This window comes from Burkholderia sp. JP2-270, assembly GCF_003233675.1.
Lineage (GTDB): Bacteria > Pseudomonadota > Gammaproteobacteria > Burkholderiales > Burkholderiaceae > Burkholderia > Burkholderia pyrrocinia_C.
In genome coordinates, this window is the sequence record NZ_CP029826.1 from 1,295,719 (window position 1) to 1,313,603 (window position 17,885).

Consider the following 17,885-nt stretch of genomic DNA (forward strand, 5'->3'; position numbering starts at 1 on the left):
GTGCATTGTCCGCCAGCCTGCGGGAATTTGCAGTACCCCCTTCGCCCCACCGGCGACCGGGCCGGCCGGCGCCGGACTAAACCTATGGATAGTGGTCGGCGCGCCTGTCACACCCTACGATGCGTTCAAGCCTCCCGGCATGCATCGATGCGCCGGACGGGCAGAACAGAGGGCGTCGCCTTGCGAGGCGGCGCAAGGTGAGGAGCAGCATAAGCGAGTGCGGATCATGTACACGTTCGGGCGGGTGACGGTTTCCCTTGAATGCCGGGAAGTCTGCGTCGACGGGCAGCCCCGGTATATCGGCGCACGGGCATTCGAGATTCTCGAGCTGCTGGTGAAGGCGGCCGGCAGGCTCGTGTCGAAGGACGAGATCATGCAGGCCGTGTGGCCGAATACGATCGTGGTCGAGAACAACATCCAGGTGCACATCTCGACGCTGCGCAAGCTGTTCGGCGGCAAGCACGGCTGGATACGGACCGAATCGGGCCGCGGCTATCGTCTCGCTCCGCCGGTCGACCCGGACCACGTCGACCGCCTGCCGGCCGGGTTCGAGCCGGCAGGCGGCGTTCGCGCGGGCGCGGTGCCGCGCAAATGTCCGCTGATCGGCCGGGAGCAGGAGGCGGCCGAACTGCACGCGCTGCTCGAGCGCGAGGCGCTCGTCACGCTGGTCGGCCCCGGCGGCGTCGGCAAGACGCATCTCGCGCTGGAGGTCGCCACGACCTGGGCGGCGGTGCGCGGCATCGAGATGGTTCGGATCGATCTCGCCGGCTGGCAGGGCGACGCGACGCTGGAGTCGGCGGTGCTGGACGCGCTCGACCTGCCGGGCGGCCCTGCCGCCGAACCTGCCGATGTCGTGCGCGCGATCGGCGAGCAGCGCGTGATGCTGGTGCTCGACAATGCCGAGCAACACATCGACGATCTGGCGGACCTCTGCGAAGCGATTGCGGAGGCGAATGCCGGCGCGACGCTCGTCGTGACGAGCCGCGAACCCTTGCGTGTCGCGGGCGAACGCGTTTATCGCGTCGGCCCGCTGGCGCCGCCGCCGGCCGGCGCGAACGACGGCGAGATCGTCGCGAGCGGTGCCGTCCGCATGTTTCTGGCGCGGGCTCGCGCGATGGGCACCGACATTCCGGCGGACACGAACACGCTGAACGCGATCGCGACCATCTGCCGCCGCCTGAGCGGCCTGCCGCTCGCGCTCGAACTCGGCGCGGCCCGGGTTGCGTCGCTCGGCATCCAGGGGCTGGCGGCCGATCTCGACAAGTCCGTCCTGTCGCTGTCCGGCGGCCTGCGCACCGCGCATCCCCGCCAGCAGACCCTCAGGGCCACCATCGACTGGAGCTACCGGCTGCTCGACGACACGGAGCGCACCGTGCTGTGCCGCCTCGCGGTGTTTCCGGATGCATTCCGGCTCGACGCGGCCTGCGCGCTTGCCGCCTGCGACGAACTGGGTGCCGAAGAGGTGCTCGACTGCCTGGTCGGCCTTGCGTCGAAATCGCTGCTTGTCGTTCATTCGGTCGGACTCTCGAAGCGTTACTCGTTCCTCGAGGTCGTGCGCGCGTATGCGCTCGAGAAACTGGCGGAGTCGGGCGAAGCCGGGCGCCTCCATGCCCGGTGTGCGTCCTTTGCTACCGAAGCGCAGTCGGCACCGGCAGCGTCTGCCCAACCGGTGCTGGCTGCGGGACCGTGGGCCTGAAACACCGGTTGCGCGGGCGTTGCGCGAAGCGGCGATGCCCGTCGACGCAGCGCAAGCCGGGTCGCGATGTTCTGGATTGACAAAATTCTCGGGTTCTCATTTCATGGCCATTGTTTGCATCATCGATGACGATGCGTCGGTCCGTAAGAGTCTTGCCAGCTTGCTGAAATCGGCCGGGCATACCGCATTGCCGTTCGCGTCGGGCGAGGAATTCCTCGCGGCCGGCCCGCTGGACGGCGCGGCTTGCGTGCTGGTCGATCTGAAGATGAAGGGTATGAGCGGTCTCGACGTTCAGCGCCTGCTGGCTCAGCGCAAGGCGACGATTCCGGTCATCGTCATGTCGGCGCACGGCGACGGCGAGTCGGTGCGCCGCGCGCTCGCGCAAGGCGCGGTCGCGTTCCTGCGCAAGCCGTTTCCGTCCGACGATATGCTCGATCTGATCGATCAGATCGCATCCGGCGCGCCTCCCGCGTGAGCGGCGGCCCGTCGACCGGCCGCGCCGTGTGGGGCGTGGCGGTTCCGCTCGGCTTTTTCTTAGTTTATCATTCGATAATGAAGCGAATGCGTACACAGGGAATGCAATGGCGAGCACGCCGGATATGACGTCGACCGGCAACCGGGGCGCGGGCGATCCGGCGCCGATCGTCTATGTGGTCGACGACGACGAAACGCTGCGGCGCGCGTTGAGCGCACTGTTGCGCTCGGCGGGGTTTCGCGTCGAGACGTTCGCGTCGTCGCGGGCGTTTCTCGCGTTCGAGCGGCCCGACGTGCCGAGCTGCCTGATCCTCGACGTGCGTCTTGTCGACGAAAGCGGGCTGGCCCTTCAGGAGGAAGCGGTGCGTGCGGGCCTGAACGTGCCGATCCTGTTCATGACCGGTTACGGCGACGTGGCCACGACGGTCAAGGCGATGAAGGGCGGCGCGCTCGACTTCCTGACGAAGCCGTTCGACGAGGAAGCGATGCTCGATGCCGTCGGCCGCGCACTGGCCCGTGACGGCGAGCGCCTCGCGCGCGAGCGCGCGCTGGGCGCGGTGCGCCAGGCCTACGCGTCGTTGACGCCGCGCGAACGCGAAGTGATGAGCCAGGTGGTCGCGGGCCTGATGAACAAGCAGATCGCAGCGAATCTCGGCCTGCAGGAAATCACCGTGAAGGTGCATCGGGCCCAGGTGATGAAGAAGATGCAGGTCCGCACGCTGCCGGATCTCGTCCGGCAAGCCGAAGCGCTGGGCGTGCGCCCGGCCGGTGCACGCGACTGAGCGAGCGTGCCGGGTCGTTCGACTTAACGGCGCCGGCTTCGGCACGATACCGCGGGCTTGCGTAAACGCCCATCGGGATGTGCGCAAGACACCATTTTCAGGCGATCCATGACAGGTCTCGCTGCGGCAGATTCGGACATGACCAATCTATGCGGCGCGCCGACACCGGACAACGCAAAAAACGTTAGGTAAGCTTACGAGCGACATGAAAATACGGGGGCCGTTCGAGCGGAAACGGACGGCGCGTTTTTTCAGAATCGATCAGCGTGTTTCGCGTCGCTCGCCGGTGTCGACGCAGGCGGCGTCCACCCGCCGCCCAGCGCGCGCACGAGATTGACCGTCGCGATCGCGAGTGCCTGGCGGCTATGAATCAGCTGGCGTCGCGCATTCAGCGCGTCCCGGTCCGCGTCGATGACCTCGAGATAACTGACGTAGCCGTGCCCGTAACGGCTCAGCGACAACCGCGCCGCCGCTTCGGTGGCGCGCGCCGCGCTGTCGTAGCGCACGATCCGTTCGTTCTGCGCGGCGATGTCGTTGAGTGCGTCCTGAACCTCGCGCAGCGCGCCCAGCGCGGTCGCGCGATAGTTCGCGTCGGCGAGGTCCGCGCCTGCCTTCGCGGCGGCCACCGCGGCCTCGCGCTTGCCGCCGTCGAACACCGTTTCGGCCACGCTCGCGCCGAGGCCCCACAGCGAACTGTTGCGGTCGAGAAACGTGCCGAGGTCGCGACTGGCGAACCCGCCCTGGGCGGTCAGCGTCAAGGTCGGAAGCCACGCGGTGCGGGCGACGCCGATTTCGAGCGATGCCGCGTCGACGCGGCGCGCCGCCGCATAGACGTCCGGCCGTTGCGCGAGCAGCGCGGACGGCAGGCCGGGCGGCACCTCCGGCACGCGCATGGCGGACGCGGTCGGCGCGACCGTGAACGCGGTCGGCGAGACGCCGGTCAGCACGGCGAGCGCGTCGACGAGGTTTTCGCGCAGCCGCCGGCTGTCCGCGAGATCGGCGCGAGCCGTATCGAGATCGGCCGCCGCGCGCAGCGCATCGAGATCGCTTGCCGCGCCGGCCCGCACGCGCGCGGCGATCACGTCGAGCGCGGTGCGTCGCAATTCGATCGCGCGGGCGAGCGTCGCGAGATCCTGCTCGACGAAATGGAGCGTCAGGTAGTCGCTCGCGACGTCGGTCGCGACGCGCAGGCGAACGGCCGCGCGATCCGCAGCCGCCTGCAGCACGTTCTGCCTGCCGATCTCCGCATTGCCGCGCAGGCGCCCCCACAGATCGACTTCATAGCTGGCGTTGAACGGCACCGACCAGTTGTGCATCGTGCGTTTCGGCAACGCGTTGTCGACCGTGCCGGATACGCGCGAGCGGCTGAACGACGGATCGACGCCGACGGTGGGCGCCAGTGCGGCTTCGCGCACGCCGAGCAGCGCCTGCGCCTGGTCCACGCGTGCCGCGGCGGCACGGATGTCGTGGTTGCCGGCGAGCGCGGCATCGACGAGCGCGACGAGCGGCGGATCGCCGAACGATGCGGGCCAATCCACGAGCGACGGTGCGGGTTCGCTCGCCGCATCCGCATGGCGGAACCGGTCGGATCCGACTGCGACGGGGGCGAGCGGCTGCGGCGCGATCGTGCACGCGCTCAGCAGGGCGGCGGCGAGCAGGGCGGCGATGCGGGTCATGGCTGCGTGCGGCCGCGTTGCAGCGAAACGACGACCGACAGGCCGGGCCGAATGCGCGGTTCGGCGGAGGCCGGGCCGTCCAGCAGGATCTTGACGGGCACCCGCTGCGTCACTTTCGTGAAGTTGCCGGTCGCGTTGTCGGGCGGCAACAGCGAGAATTGCCCGCCCGTCGCGGGCGACAGGCTGTCGACGTGCCCGCTGAAGGTCCGGTCCGGCAGCGCGTCGAAGCGCAACTGCACGACGTCGCCGGCGCGAACGTGCCGGAGCTGGGTTTCGCGGAAGTTCGCGACCACCCATGGGTGCGGTTCGACGAGCGTGAGCAGCGCCTGGCCGGGCGCGACATGCTCGCCGGTCTCGACCGTCTTCTTGCCGACGTAGCCGTCCGACGGCGCCACGACGGTCGTGTACTGGCGCTGAAGCTCCGCATCGCGCAACTCGGCGTCGTTCTGGTTCGACACGGCATCGGCGGCCTGCTGCGCGGCCTGCGCGCTGCGCCGCTGCGCTTCGGCCGCCTCGATGCGTGCGCGGGCGGACTTGCGCGTCGCGTTGGCGGCATCGAATTCCTGCTGCGACAGCCCGCGCGGGGTTTCGCGGGTCAGTTCGCGTGCCCGTGCATAGTCGAGCTCGGCTTTCTCGGCGTCGGCATGCGCCGACACGAGCGTCGCCTCGGCTTGCTCGACCAGCGCCTTCGCGCGGCTCGCATCGGAGCGCGCCTGCGCGACGCGGGCCCGCTGCAGCGCGATGCGCACGTCGAAATCGCGCGGGTCGAGCCGCACGAGCGGGTCGCCCGCGTGCACGAACTGGTTGTCGTTCACCAGCACGCGCTCGACCGTGCCGGCCACGCGTGGCGAGATCACGTGCAGGTGGCCCGTCACGTACGCGTCGTCGGTGCCGCGATCATGCGCGTCGAATTCATAGACCAGCAGCGCGACGAGCAACAGCGCGCATCCGGCGATCAATACGATCGGCCATTTGCGCGAACGCGCGGCAGAAGTGGGCGGCGTGTCCGGCGAGTTCGTGGTCACGATCGGAATACTCCATCGAAAAGACAGGAATTGTCGCATCGCGCTATGCTTGCGCGAGCTTTTTGTGCGGGAGCCGCTCGACGATGAACACCACGTTCGCCCCCGGTGGCGCGACACCGGGGCCGGCCGCAGCGCCGGCCTCCGACATACCGACGTTTCGTTCGATCGCGGCGATCGCGGCCGTGCTGCTCGGCGCGATCATCGCGACCTTGACGTCGCGCATCACGTCGCTCGGGCTCGCCGACATACGCGGTGCGCTCGGCGTCGGGTTCGACGACGGCGCGTGGATCAACACAGCGTTCATCGCGTCGCAGATGTTCGTCGGGCCGCTCGCGATCGCGGCGGCCTTCGTGTTCGGCACGCGTCGCGTGCTGCTGGCGGGCGCCGCGGTGTTTCTCGTGGTCGAAAGCGTGCTGCCGCTGTGCACGAACTTCGGCACGTTCATCGTGTTCCAGAGCCTGGCCGGTTTCGCGTCCGGCGTGTTCGTGCCGTTGACCGTCGGGTTCGTCGTCCGCACGCTGCCGCCGCGGCTGATTCCGTTCGGCATCGCCGCATATGCGATGAACCTCGAGATGTCGCTCAACCTGTCGGCGACGCTCGAAGGGTGGTACAGCGAACACCTGAGCTGGCGCTGGCTGTTCTGGCAGAACGCACTGCTGACCGTGCCGTTCATCGTCTGCCTGATGCTGTCGCTGTCCACCGAGCCGATCAAGCGCATCGCGTCCGGTATCGATACGCGCGGCATGCTGCTCGGTGCCGGCGGGTTCGCGTGCCTGTGCATCGCGCTCGATCAGGGCGAGCGGCTGTTCTGGTTCCAGTCGCAGCTGATCGTCGCGCTGCTGTGCATCGGCATCGTGATGGTGGCCGCGTTCCTGATCCACGAACTGACGTCGCGACGGGCCGGGCTCGATCTCGGCTACCTCGCGCTGCCCAACGTCGCGTTGCTGATCCTGCTCGTCGGCCTCGTGCGCTTTACCGTGCTCAACACGAGCTTCATTCCGTCGGCGTTTCTCGCGAGCACCTACGGGCTTCGCCCGCTGCAGATCGGCGATACGCTGCGCTGGATCGCGATGCCGCAGCTGCTGTTCGCGCCGTGCGTGGCGTGGCTGCTGCAACGCGTCGATCCACGCCGGCTGATCGTGGCCGGCTTCGCGATGGTGGCGGTCGCGTTCGCGCTCGGCGCGCGCCTCACGCCCGTCTGGGCCGAACCCGACTTCATCCCGTCGCAGCTGCTCCAGGCGTTGGGTCAGACGATGGCACTCACGTCGGTCGTGTTCTTTTTCGGCAAGCACGCGACGGCCGAGCATGTACTGACGTTCGGCGCCGTCGTGCAGACGACGCGCCTGCTGAGCGGGCAGCTCGGCACGACGTCGATCGCGGTGATCCAGCGCATCATGGAGGCTACCCATTCGAATCTCGTCGGTCTGCATGTCACGCTGTCGGATCCGCAAACGCTGGAGCGCTTGCGGGCCGGCGCGGCGTCGCTCGTGTCGCACGGCGCGACCTTCGCGACCGGCGACCAGGCGGCTTATGCGCTGCTCGACCGGGCGGTCCGCATCCAGGCGACCACGCTCGCGCTGGCCGACAATTTCCGTGTCGCGACGGCTTTCGCGGTCGCGGGGGTGTTGATCGGCATGTTGCTCAGGCCGGCGCGTGCGCGGTGAGCGCCCGACGCCGGATCGGCGGATATGCCGCATCGACGATGCTGGCGATCGCGCCCGCCGCAACGCAATGGCGGCGACCTGAAAAATCCTGAATCGTGCTGAAGAGCGCGCCGGCCTGAAGGTCTGAAGGCAGGGCGCGCCGTGTCGCGATGCTTACGCCTTCAGGAACGCGAGCAGTTCGGCATTGATCCGGTCGGCGTTGACGACGCACATCCCGTGCGCTCCGCCGGGGATCACCTTGAGTTGCGCGTGCTTCACGATCTTCGCGGACAGGCGGGCCGAATCGTCGATCGGCACGATCTGGTCGTCGTCGCCGTGCAGGATCAGCGTCGGGACGTCGATCTTCTTCAGGTCTTCGGTGTAGTCGACCTCGGAGAATTCCTTGACGCACAGATACTGGCCATAGACGCCGCCCATCATGCCCTGCGCCCAGAACGCGTCGATCGTGCCCTGTGACACCTTCGCATCCGGACGGTTGAAGCCGAAGAACGGCACGGCGAGATCCTTGTAGAACTGCGAACGGTTCTCGGCGACGTTCTTGCGGATGCCGTCGAATACGTCCATCGGCAGGCCGCCGGGATTGGACGCCGATTTCACCATCTGCGGCGGCACGGCGCCGATCAGCACGGCCTTCGACACGCGCTTCGTGCCGTGGCGCCCGATGTAGTGCGCGACTTCGCCGCCGCCGGTGGAATGGCCGACGAGCGTGGCTTCGCGCAGGTCGAGCGCATCCATCAGCGCCGCGAGATCGTCGGCATACGTGTCCATGTCGTTGCCGTGCGACGGCTGGCTCGAGCGGCCGTGACCGCGGCGGTCGTGCGCGATCACGCGATAGCCGTGCTGCACGAGGAACAGCATCTGCGGGTCCCACGCGTCGGCGCACAGCGGCCAGCCGTGCGAGAAGACGACCGGGCGGCCGCTGCCCCAGTCCTTGAAGTAAATCTGCGTACCGTCTTTGGTGGTGATCGTGTTCATCGCATGGGCTCCTTGATGGGCGGAAGCGGCGTGTTTGGGGGCGGCAGCGGCGGCGGCGGCCGGCAACGCGGCGGCTGCAACGGCGGTCGCGCCGGCAAGCAGCATGTCTCGGCGACGCGCCGAGGGAACGGCGTCGATGTCTGCTGGACGCATTGGGACTCCTTGAACGTGCGGTGGAACGATGCCGCGTTGGATGGATGGTTCGGACCTGCCCGCATGCGGCAATCGCGCCGGCAGCCGGCGAGCGTTCGCGGTCGCGGGCCGGCAGGCGCGCAAGGGTTAGCGAACGAACGCCGACAGCAGCCTATCGCGCGGTCATGCGGCCTGTACTGAAATCGCGCTGAATTTTCATGAAGCCGGTCGCGGCGCACGCCGCACGCCGCGCCGGCCAGAAAAATTAAGCCCGGAATCAAGACTCTTCAGCGGCGGCTCGCTATCGTCAGCATCAGGTCATCCCGTCGCGGGTCTTGCCAGTTCGTGCCGGCGGATGACGACCGCAATGCGGGCGGGTGCGAACCATCCGCTCCCTTTGCCATTTGCCTGGGTACGCCGCCATGGACGAATTCAATCGCTGGGAGCACGTTATGACGCTGCTCGACCCGTCGCCGGCCACGAGCCGCTGTGCGCCGTCGCATCTTCGCGATCCGGACGCCGCGCGCCGCCGCCATCGCGACGATGCGCCGCCCGCGTCGAGCGGTGGCGTGCGCCGCCGTTGCGCGATCGTCGCCGCCGAGCGGCAGACCGATTCGTCGGTGCTGATATCGTGGAGCGATCCGACGCGCTGCCGCTACGACGAGCAGCGCTGGATCAGCGCAAAGTCTCGCGCCCTCGGCCGCTGCGCGCTGACCGGCATCACGATTCATACCGGCGATGCGATCTACAAGCCGCAATGGCGCGGAGCGAAGCGCCCCGCGAACTACCGCGAGGTGATCCTCGCGTCCGAACTCGACCGTTTCATCGTCAGGCTGTCCCGTTCATGACCCGGGACGGTGTGCCCTGTCCGTCGGCCATCGCTGGCGACCGCTGCATTTTCACCGCTGAGGAATCTTCATGAGCACGTTCACGACACGCGACGGCGTTTCGATCCACTACAAGGACTGGGGCGCAGGGCGCCCGGTCGTGTTCATTCACGGCTGGCCGCTGAATGCGGACATGTGGGACGTCCAGATGCATCATCTCGCATCGAACGGTTTTCGTTGCATCGCCTACGACCGGCGCGGCTTCGGCCGATCCGGGCAGCCGTGGACGGGGTACGACTACGACACGCTGGCGGACGATCTCGCGACGCTGATCGAGACGCTCGCGCTGCGCGACGTGACGCTCGTCGGTTTTTCGATGGGCGGCGGCGAAGTGGCGCGCTACATCGGCCGGCACGGCACGCGACACATCGCGAAGGCCGTCCTGATGGGGGCGGTGACGCCGCTGGTCGCGCGACGCGACGACCATCCGGACGGCGTCGACGTGGCCGTGTTCGACGGTATTCGCGCGGGCATCGTGGCCGACCGCGCGGCATTTTTCGAGCAATTCTGGCCGCTGTTCACCGGTTCGAACCGGGCCGCTTCGACGATCTCGCGCGCCGCGCTCGACTGGACCTCGTTCATGGCGCTGCAGGCCGGATTGAAGGGCACGCTCGATTGCGTCGGCGCGTTTTCCGAAACCGATTTCAGGGCGGATCTCGACAAGTTCGACGTGCCGACGCTCGTGATTCACGGCGACGACGACCAGACGGTGCCGCTCGCGCTCACGGGCGCGGCCACGGCGAAGCGCGTGCCGCACGCGACGCTGAGCGTCTACGAGGGCGGGCCGCATGCGCTGTATCTGACGCATGCGCAACGATTGAACGACGAACTGCTGGCGTTCGCCCGCGCATGACCCGGCGGCGGCAGTGACGTGGCGGAGCGGGCCCGGCCGACCGGACGGCTCACTCCGTCCATTTCGACCCGAGCACCAGGCCGCAGAAATTCGTACGACGATAGTCCGGGTCGCAACGCTCGAGCACGTCGGCGCCGACGTTGCCGAACGCAGCGGCAGGGCGATGCGCGGTGCCCGCGGCGAGCGCCTCGAGGAAAAGCTCCTTGAAACCCGGGCCGCGCGGCCACGCGTTCACGATCTCGTCGCGTTCGGACCGGCACACGTCGTCGAAATGACGCGCAAAGAGATCCGTCTCGATACCCGCGCCGAGCAACGCCGTCAACGGCGTCATGTACGGGTGAATGCCGAAGGTCGTGTGTAGCGCGATCGCACGCCAGACCTCCTCCGCATCGTCGGCGGCGACGCCGTATCCGCCGAGGAACGCGTGTGCGGCATTCGCGCCGTCGATTTCGAAGCGCCGGCGCGAATGCCGGTAGCGCTCCGCCAGCCCGAAGTGATGGAACAGCGCGGCGACGTACAGCAGCTCGGCGTCGAATGCGATGCCGCGACGCAGCCCGATGATCGACGCAAACGCGAACACGCGCATCGCGTGCCGGAACAGGAGTTCCGGTTCGCCGGCGCGCACGGTCGCGGCGGCCTCCCGTGCGATCGGGCCGTCGGGAATCCGGATGCCGGCGATACGGTTGCCCATGGTAGTGTTCCTCGCGGCGTGACGGCGGTCGCTCGACGCTGGCGCCATCGAAGCATCGTCGCGCGCCGCGCCGCTGAATGTCCTGAGCGGAGCCTGAATCGTTCTGAACGGAAAATCCGACCGGTTCTCGCGCCCGGAATCGATTTTGCTGCGTTTTGCGCGTCGCTTTTACCCGGTTTTTTCGCAAGTCATGCGAGCTGCGATTTCAATTAACGAGATCACGAAATGGATTCCGGCCAATCGGCCGTTTTATCCCGCGAAGCGGGTTCACGGGTGAACGGATGTTTCGCGCATTGAAAATGCAGGATGCCGTGGTGCGCCGTGTCGGGGGCACGGCGTATGCCCTGCAGGTGTCACGGCGATCGTGGTTCTCTTCGATTCAAAAAATTTGCTCTTCCTGTTCTGATAATTTGAATCATTTCTCGACGCAAATGCCGTAGCATGGCGTCGAACCGGTGTCATTTCTGACAGGGCATCAATGAATGAAATCGATTAAGAATTCCCATGATCAGGATTGGAACGCTTCACGTTTTTCTCGACAGGCGTGAAATTCGCTCGAACGGCAAACTGCTGCGCATCGGCAGCCGCGCATTCGAAATTCTCGAACTCCTGATTCGGGCGAACGGCGCATTGGTGTCGAAAGACGAGATCATGCAGCGCGTGTGGCCGCACACGATCGTGGAGGAAAACAACCTGCAGGTGCATATCGCCGCACTGCGCAAGGCGCTGGCCGGCGACCGGAACCTGATCGTCACGGTGCCGGGGCGCGGCTATCGGCTGGTCGGCGCCCAGGCCGAAGGCGTGGCGTCGGTGCGTCCCGCGGCGTCGCGGCTGACCGCCGCGCCGACCGCGCTCATCGGCCGCGAGCAGACCGTCGCCGACGTCCTCGCGGTGCTCGACACCGCGCGCGTCGTGACGCTGGTCGGGGCGGGCGGCATCGGCAAGACGCGGGTCGCGCTCGAAGCGGCCATGCGGGCCGAGGCGAGCTTTCCGGATGGTGCCGCGTTCGTGTCGTTGGCCACGGTTGCGTGTCCTCAATTCGTGCCCGCCGCGCTGGCCGGTGCGTTCGGCATCGTGCAGCCGGCCGGATCGCTGACGCTCGAAGCGGTGCTGGCCAGCGTGGCGAACCGCCGGATGTTGCTGGTGCTCGACAATTGCGAACATCTGCTCGACGCCGCCGCGCAGATCGCGACTGCACTGACCGAGTCGGACACCGGATTGTGCGTCCTCGCGACCAGCCGCGAGGCGCTGCGTATCCAGGGCGAGCGGCTGTGTCCGATTCCGCCGCTCGATGTGCCCGGCGAAGGCGCCGACGATGCCGAGATCCTGCGCGCAAGCGCGGTGCAACTGTTCTCGACGCGCGTGTGCGCCTCCGATCCTCGCTTTCCGCTCGACGGACGCAGTGTGTCGCTGATGGCGTCGGTGTGCCGGCGCCTCGATGGTCTCCCGCTCGCCATCGAACTGGCAGCGGCCCGCGCGGCCGTGCTCGGCATCGATGTGCTGGCCGCGCATCTCGACGATCATTTCAGGTTGCTGACCGGCGGTTTTCGTACGGCCTTGCCGCGTCATCAGACGCTGCAGGCGATGTACGACTGGAGCTACCGCCTGCTCGGGGACGCGGAGCGCCTGTTGTTGCGGTGGCTCGGCGTGTTCCGCGACAGCTTCTCGATCGACGCGGTGCGGGAGATCGTCGGCACGAAGGGGCTGGCCGATGCGGACCTGCTCGACACGATCGCCGGCCTCGTGTCGAAGTCGCTGCTGAGCCTCGAGAGCGCGCACGGCGCGCCGCGCTACCGGCTGCTGACCACGACGCGCGCGTATGCGCTGCAGCAGCTCGCGAACAACGGCGAATGCGCAGCCGCGGCACTCGCGCATGCGAACTACTTCAATACGTTGTTCAGGCTTGCACCCGGTGGCGACGACGGGCCGCGGGCCGAATCACGGCTCGACGTGATCCGGCGCGAACTCGGCAATCTGCGCGCGGCGCTCGACTGGGCGTTTTCGCCGAACGGCGATGCGGAGGTCGGCATCGCGCTGGCGGCCGTCGCGGTCCCGTGCCTGTTCGACCTGTCGCTGGTGGACGAATGTCGCGAACGGGCGCGCGCGGCGCTCGATGCAATGCGGAATATGGACGAGACGCGGGCGCGCGAGGATGCGCGCGTGCGCCTGCTGGCCGCCTATGCCGCCGCGCTTGCTCATACCTCGGGGTCGACGCAGGTCGTGCACGACGCCTGGTCCGAACTGCACGCGCTCGGGGTCGACGCGGACGAGGCCGGGTTGCCGGCGCGCGAACCGTAACGGCGCGTGCCGCTGCCGAATTCAGAACGTTTCAGCCTGAACTCAGGACTTGGCCGGCCGGTGCGTCTACATTGCACGCATGGAGACCGTCGGCGATTCGCAGGCGTGCGTGCGGCAGACCGTTTCGCACCGCCGCTTGTCGATATCCCGGCGCCACCGAATGCCAGCGTGGGGCGGCAATCGGCACATGTCGTGCCGCGGCGACTTCGCGCGTCATCGAACGACTACTGCATGAAACCTGTCCAGTCCGACCTTTCATGCCACGATTCGCTGCGGGCGGCCGCTCGCCGGATCGGGTAGCGCGAGCCATGCGATCGCGCGGGTTCCCCGCCAGTCGCAACGCGCGCACGCGGCCCATTCCAGCATGCTGAACCTGTCCGTCACGGTCGCCTACGGCGCGCCGATCGTCGTTGCCGACCTCGTTGCGTGGCGGTTGCTCGGGCCTGGCCGTTCGACGGCGAAAGCGGTCTGGCGCTGCGCGTCGTTCGCCGCGTTGACCTATGTGCTGTTCGCCACCGGCGTGAGCCCGCTCGCGGTGCCACCGTCGCCCGACCGGTTCGACCGACTTGCAATCCAGGCGATCGGCGTCGCATGGTGGTTGCAGTGCGCGCTGGTGTTCAGCCTGATGCTCGACCATCTGCTGCTGCCGCGCGCGTGGCGCAACCAGCGGCTGTTTCACGACATCGCCGCGGGCGCCGTGTTCGGTGCGGCCGCGGTGGCCGCGCTGGGTTACGTACTGGGCCTGCCGCTGAGCGGCCTGGTCGCGACCTCGGGCGCCGTGGCCGTGATCCTCGGCCTGGCCGTCCAGAACACGCTGAACGATGTGTTCTCGGGCCTCGTGCTGAATACCACCCAGCCGTTTCGCCTGGGCGATACGGTGGCCATCGGCGAACTGGAAGGGCGGATAGTCGAAAGCAACTGGCGCGCGACAAAGATGATCAACAGCCTCGGCAACCTGGTCGTCGTGCCGAACAGCGTGGCGGCGAAGGCGACGATCGTCAACCTGAGCGAACCCGCGAGCGTGCACGGCGTGACATTGACGATCGAGATCGATCCGGCAGTACGGCCGGCCGTCGTCGTCGATGCGCTCGACCGCGCTGCGGCCAGTTCGCTGGATGTGCTGGCCAGTCCCGCGCCGATCTCGATCGTCAAGGCCTTCAGGACCAATTCCGTCGAATACGAACTCGTCTGTTACGTCGACGCGCTGCAAAAAAAAGTGGCGGTGCGTAACCGGCTCTACGATCTGGCCCACCGGCATCTCGCCGCCGCGGACATCGCGCTGCGCCCGCTCGGCGGGATGGCCGCGGCGCACCGGCCGGCTTCGAGCGGTCAACGGCTGCTGCGCGCGGTCGAACTCTTCAGGCAACTCGACGACGAGGATCTGGCGGTGCTGGCCGATGCGCTGGCGTCGCGCGTATTCCACAAAGGGGAAGTGATCTACGCGTCGAATTCCGATACGCGCCTGCTGACGATCGTCGGGTCCGGTGTCGCGTCGGTGTTCGTGCCGGGCGCGACAGGCGACATCGAGGTCAGGCGGATGGTGCCGGGCGACGCGATCGGCCAGTCCGTCGTGCTGGCCGGCACGCAACTTCATGCGAGCGTCTACGCGGTGACGGCCGTGACGGCCTATCAGTTGAGCAGCCGCGACCTGTCGCCGCTGCTCGCGAGGAAACCCGAACTCGGACGGCTGATGTGCGAATCCCTGAACGAACACATCGCGACCGAGGAAAAGATGATGATCCCGCCGGCCGCGACCGCGCATGCGTCGTTCAACCTGATCGAGTGGCTCGAGAAGGAGATGAAGCGCCTTCACGATTCGTTCGGCTGACGCGGCGGTGGCGGAAGATCGCGGAGAAAGGCCGATCGAGCGGTGCGGCCGGCGTGCGGCGGAATCAGGCGAGCGCGGTGAACCGGTCGACGAGATCGGGGCGGTCGAGCTGCTCGACCCACCAGTGCAGCGCGCGTCCGGCTTCGTCGCCGCGCCATGCGATATAGCACTGTGTTGTGTCGCGCATGCCGGTCACCTGGCGGGCGACGAGCTTGCCCTGCGCGATCGCGCGTGCCGCGACGCAATCCGGCAGCGTGCCCACCGCCAGTCCTTCGCACTGCGCGGCCAGTTTTGCGGCGAGCGTGGGGACCGCGAGATACGGCTGCCCGGCATCGACGTTGACCGAGCGTGGCTGCAGTTCGCGAGAGGTATCGCTGATGACGGCGCCGCGATACTCGACGACCGACGCCATCGACAGCGGTTCGGGCAGCGCCGCGAGCGGATGGGTGGGGGCGACGGCGAACACGTGCCTGAGCGTGCCGATCGGCCGCGCGACGATGTTCGGCAGCTCCGGCGGCTCGCCCACCGCGCCGACGACGAGATCCGCGCGGCGCGAAATCAGCGCATCCCAGGTGCCGCCGAGCACTTCGGTGGACAGGCGCAGCCGCGTGTTCATCTCGAGTCCGTAGAACGTATGCACGTACGGCCACAACGCGTCGAACGGCAGGATCTCGTCGATACAGATGCGAACCTCGGTTTCCCAGCCTTGCTGTGCACGCAGTGCCTTGAGTTCGAGCTGTTGGGCTGCATGCAGCAGCCGGCGGCCCTCCTCGACGACTACGCGGCCCGCGTGCGTGAGCTTCGCGCGGCGCCCGCTGCGGTCGAACAGTGCGACGTCGAGGTCGCTTTCGAGCTTTTGTACGAGATAGGTCAGTGCAGACGGTACGCGGTGCAGGAGCTCCGCGGCTTCGGCGAATGTGCCGGTGCGATCGATCGCGTCCAGTGCTTCGAGCGCTTCGAATGACAGCTTCATGATGGATTCCACGCGGGCGTCGGGCTGTCATGTTATCGCCAAGCGCTGCAGAGTCCAATACGAACCGGAACAAATTATCCGGACGCCGGAGCCGGAGTGCCATCCTGTTCCGGGCAAGATTGCGTCGCGCGATTGCAGCGTCCGATCGGTATTGGCGATGCGCGCCATTTCCGGAGCGTCAGCGCACGGGGGAGCCGTGCCGGCTGAGCGCGGGTTTCGCGGGTGCTTCGCGTTCCGCTTGCCCGCGTGTCGTCGGTGTCGGCCGATCGGTTGGCCCGCCGATCGGCCCCCGGAATCCGGTCAATCAACGCGTATCACGACGGCGTCGATTAACGCTTCTTCGCGGCGGCATCGGATGCCTGGGCGCCGGGCAGGGAGCCGAACATGTGCTGGCTGCACTTCGCTTCGCTCCACGCGGTTTTCAGATGAATCCCGGCGAGCATCCTCCGTGCGATCGGCAGGATCTGTTCGCCGGCAAGGATTCCCAGCAGGCCGGCCAGTGCGATCGTGGGCGGAGCGGGTGATTGCACGCCGATCAGGAAGTAGACAACGCCGGCGAGAATCCCGGCAAGCAGCGATGAAATATACGGCTTCATGATTCGGCTATAAGTGAATGACAACCGTGTGAAAAATACGGATAACTACCGATCCCGGGACGATCCGGAATTCATTCGATAGCGTAGCAGGTCTTTTTTGATGTGATCATTCAATTCGATGGTTTTAAGATCTTTTAAGGCCTGGTTTTAGGGATTTTATTAATCGATTTGATTAAGTGGCGTTACCATGAAATCGCGTGTTGAATGACACCGGCTGGCAGGCGAACCTGCCGGCACAGCGCATCGGGCGCCCCCGGCTTGCCGGCGAGGCAGCCCCTCTTTTTTCTCCGCGTCAAAGGACATGACCGCCATGAGCAACCCGAAGCTTGAAGTACTCACCCCCCAGAACAGCCAGCTGATCTTCATCGACCAGCAGCCGCAGATGGCGTTCGGCGTGCAGTCGATCGACCGCCAGGCGCTGAAGAACAACGTCGTCGGGCTCGCGAAGGCCGCGAAGGTGTTCAACATCCCGACCACGATCACGACGGTGGAATCCGAGAGCTTCTCGGGTCACACCTATCCCGAGCTGCTCGACGTGTTCCCGAACCAGAAGACGCTCGAGCGCACGTCGATGAACTCGTGGGACGACCAGAAGGTGCGCGACGCGCTTGCCGCAAACGGCCGCAAGAAGGTGGTCGTGTCGGGCCTGTGGACGGAGGTCTGCAATACGACGTTCGCGCTGTGCGCGATGCTCGAAGGCGACTACGAAATCTACATGGTCGCCGACGCATCGGGCGGCACGTCGCAGGCCGCGCACGATTTCGCGATGCAGCGGATGGTGCAGGCCGGCGTGGTGCCGGTCACGTGGCAGCAGGTCCTGCTCGAGTGGCAGCGCGACTGGGCACACCGCGAGACTTACGACGCCGTGATGGCGATCGCGAAGGAGCACTCGGGCGCGTACGGGATGGGCGTCGATTACGCGTACACGATGGTCCACAAGGCGGCCGAGCGTACGCTGACGCCGCACGAGTCGATCCCGCCCGTGCCGGCGAAGTAACCGCAGGCAGTCGCGACTGTCGATGCCGATGCGGCGTGTTTCGTGCGAACACGCCGCATCGGCAATATGAAATCGCGGGCGGCGTACGTGGTCGATTCACGGATGCCGCCCGCAGCGTGTTTGCCAGGACGTTACGACCTGCATTCCAACCTGTCCGAGAAATTGATCGTATGGAACCTTATCTGGTTTCCCTTGGCGCGGGCTTGCTGATCGGTGTCATTTACAGCGCAATCAAGGTCCGTTCTCCGGCACCGCCGCTGATTGCGCTTGTCGGGTTGCTCGGCATGTTGATCGGCGTGCAGGCCATCCCCACCCTCAAACAGCTATTTGGCTTCTGA

General features: G+C 66.9%; 16 protein-coding genes. 10 read left to right on the forward strand and 6 right to left on the reverse strand.

Annotation, left to right across the window (positions count from 1 at the left end):
* Positions 1-226 precede the first annotated feature (226 nt).
* From DM992_RS42095 to DM992_RS38615, 3 genes are all read left to right on the forward strand, one after another.
* A complete protein-coding gene (locus DM992_RS42095; RefSeq protein ID WP_162631846.1) occupies positions 227-1,696 on the forward strand; it encodes a winged helix-turn-helix domain-containing protein in 1,470 nt (489 codons plus the stop codon).
* Positions 1,626-2,171 carry a response regulator gene (locus DM992_RS38610; RefSeq protein WP_239511493.1) on the forward strand — a complete coding sequence of 182 codons (546 nt, stop codon included), beginning with the start codon at positions 1,626-1,628 and terminating at the stop codon, positions 2,169-2,171. The genes DM992_RS42095 and DM992_RS38610 overlap by 71 nt, the downstream gene beginning before the upstream one ends.
* 106 nt (positions 2,172-2,277) lie before the next feature.
* Positions 2,278-2,952, forward strand: coding sequence for a response regulator (locus tag DM992_RS38615; RefSeq protein WP_111021472.1), 675 nt, complete (start codon positions 2,278-2,280; stop codon positions 2,950-2,952).
* 251 nt (positions 2,953-3,203) lie between these two features.
* Here DM992_RS38615 and DM992_RS38620 read toward each other — a convergent pair whose 3' ends face one another.
* Both DM992_RS38620 and DM992_RS38625 read right to left on the reverse strand, forming a co-directional pair.
* Positions 3,204-4,628, reverse strand: coding sequence for an efflux transporter outer membrane subunit (locus DM992_RS38620; RefSeq protein ID WP_111021473.1), 1,425 nt, complete (start codon positions 4,626-4,628; stop codon positions 3,204-3,206).
* The gene (locus DM992_RS38625; protein ID WP_111021474.1) at positions 4,625-5,692 is read right to left on the reverse strand and encodes an HlyD family secretion protein; all 1,068 of its coding nucleotides are present in this window, start codon (positions 5,690-5,692) and stop codon (positions 4,625-4,627) included. The genes DM992_RS38620 and DM992_RS38625 overlap by 4 nt, the downstream gene beginning before the upstream one ends.
* 44 nt (positions 5,693-5,736) lie before the next feature.
* Between DM992_RS38625 and DM992_RS38630 the strand changes: the two genes are divergently transcribed.
* Positions 5,737-7,317 carry an MFS transporter gene (locus DM992_RS38630; protein WP_111021475.1) on the forward strand — a complete coding sequence of 527 codons (1,581 nt, stop codon included), beginning with the start codon at positions 5,737-5,739 and terminating at the stop codon, positions 7,315-7,317.
* A 153-nt stretch (positions 7,318-7,470) separates the two neighbouring features.
* Here the strand turns inward: DM992_RS38630 and DM992_RS38635 are convergent, their stop codons facing one another.
* A complete protein-coding gene (locus tag DM992_RS38635) occupies positions 7,471-8,292 on the reverse strand; it encodes an alpha/beta hydrolase (protein ID WP_034184366.1) in 822 nt (273 codons plus the stop codon).
* A 554-nt stretch (positions 8,293-8,846) separates the two neighbouring features.
* Between DM992_RS38635 and DM992_RS38640 the strand changes: the two genes are divergently transcribed.
* Together DM992_RS38640 and DM992_RS38645 are read left to right on the forward strand one after the other, a co-directional pair.
* On the forward strand, positions 8,847-9,272 hold the full coding sequence (locus tag DM992_RS38640) for a DUF3331 domain-containing protein (protein ID WP_111021476.1): 426 nt from the start codon (positions 8,847-8,849) through the stop codon (positions 9,270-9,272).
* A 70-nt stretch (positions 9,273-9,342) separates the two neighbouring features.
* Positions 9,343-10,164: an alpha/beta hydrolase gene (locus DM992_RS38645; RefSeq protein WP_111021477.1), complete on the forward strand. Its 822-nt coding sequence runs from the start codon at positions 9,343-9,345 to the stop codon at positions 10,162-10,164.
* A gap of 49 nt (positions 10,165-10,213) precedes the next feature.
* Here DM992_RS38645 and DM992_RS38650 read toward each other — a convergent pair whose 3' ends face one another.
* Positions 10,214-10,855, reverse strand: coding sequence for an HD domain-containing protein (locus DM992_RS38650; RefSeq protein WP_111021478.1), 642 nt, complete (start codon positions 10,853-10,855; stop codon positions 10,214-10,216).
* 504 nt (positions 10,856-11,359) lie between these two features.
* Here DM992_RS38650 and DM992_RS38655 point away from each other — a divergent pair.
* On the forward strand, positions 11,360-13,153 hold the full coding sequence (locus DM992_RS38655; protein WP_111021479.1) for a winged helix-turn-helix domain-containing protein: 1,794 nt from the start codon (positions 11,360-11,362) through the stop codon (positions 13,151-13,153).
* A 364-nt stretch (positions 13,154-13,517) separates the two neighbouring features.
* The gene (locus DM992_RS38660) at positions 13,518-14,981 is read left to right on the forward strand and encodes a mechanosensitive ion channel family protein (protein WP_111021480.1); all 1,464 of its coding nucleotides are present in this window, start codon (positions 13,518-13,520) and stop codon (positions 14,979-14,981) included.
* A 64-nt stretch (positions 14,982-15,045) separates the two neighbouring features.
* Here DM992_RS38660 and DM992_RS38665 read toward each other — a convergent pair whose 3' ends face one another.
* Positions 15,046-15,954 (reverse strand): LysR family transcriptional regulator, encoded by a 909-nt coding sequence (locus DM992_RS38665; protein ID WP_034184360.1) that lies wholly within the window; start codon positions 15,952-15,954, stop codon positions 15,046-15,048.
* Positions 15,955-16,283: 329 nt separating this feature from the next.
* Positions 16,284-16,550 (reverse strand): XapX domain-containing protein, encoded by a 267-nt coding sequence (locus DM992_RS38670; RefSeq protein WP_111021481.1) that lies wholly within the window; start codon positions 16,548-16,550, stop codon positions 16,284-16,286.
* A 310-nt stretch (positions 16,551-16,860) separates the two neighbouring features.
* Between DM992_RS38670 and DM992_RS38675 the strand changes: the two genes are divergently transcribed.
* Together DM992_RS38675 and DM992_RS38680 are read left to right on the forward strand one after the other, a co-directional pair.
* A complete protein-coding gene (locus DM992_RS38675; protein ID WP_111021664.1) occupies positions 16,861-17,547 on the forward strand; it encodes a hydrolase in 687 nt (228 codons plus the stop codon).
* A gap of 170 nt (positions 17,548-17,717) precedes the next feature.
* Positions 17,718-17,885, forward strand: coding sequence for a DUF1427 family protein (locus DM992_RS38680; protein WP_034184358.1), 168 nt, complete (start codon positions 17,718-17,720; stop codon positions 17,883-17,885).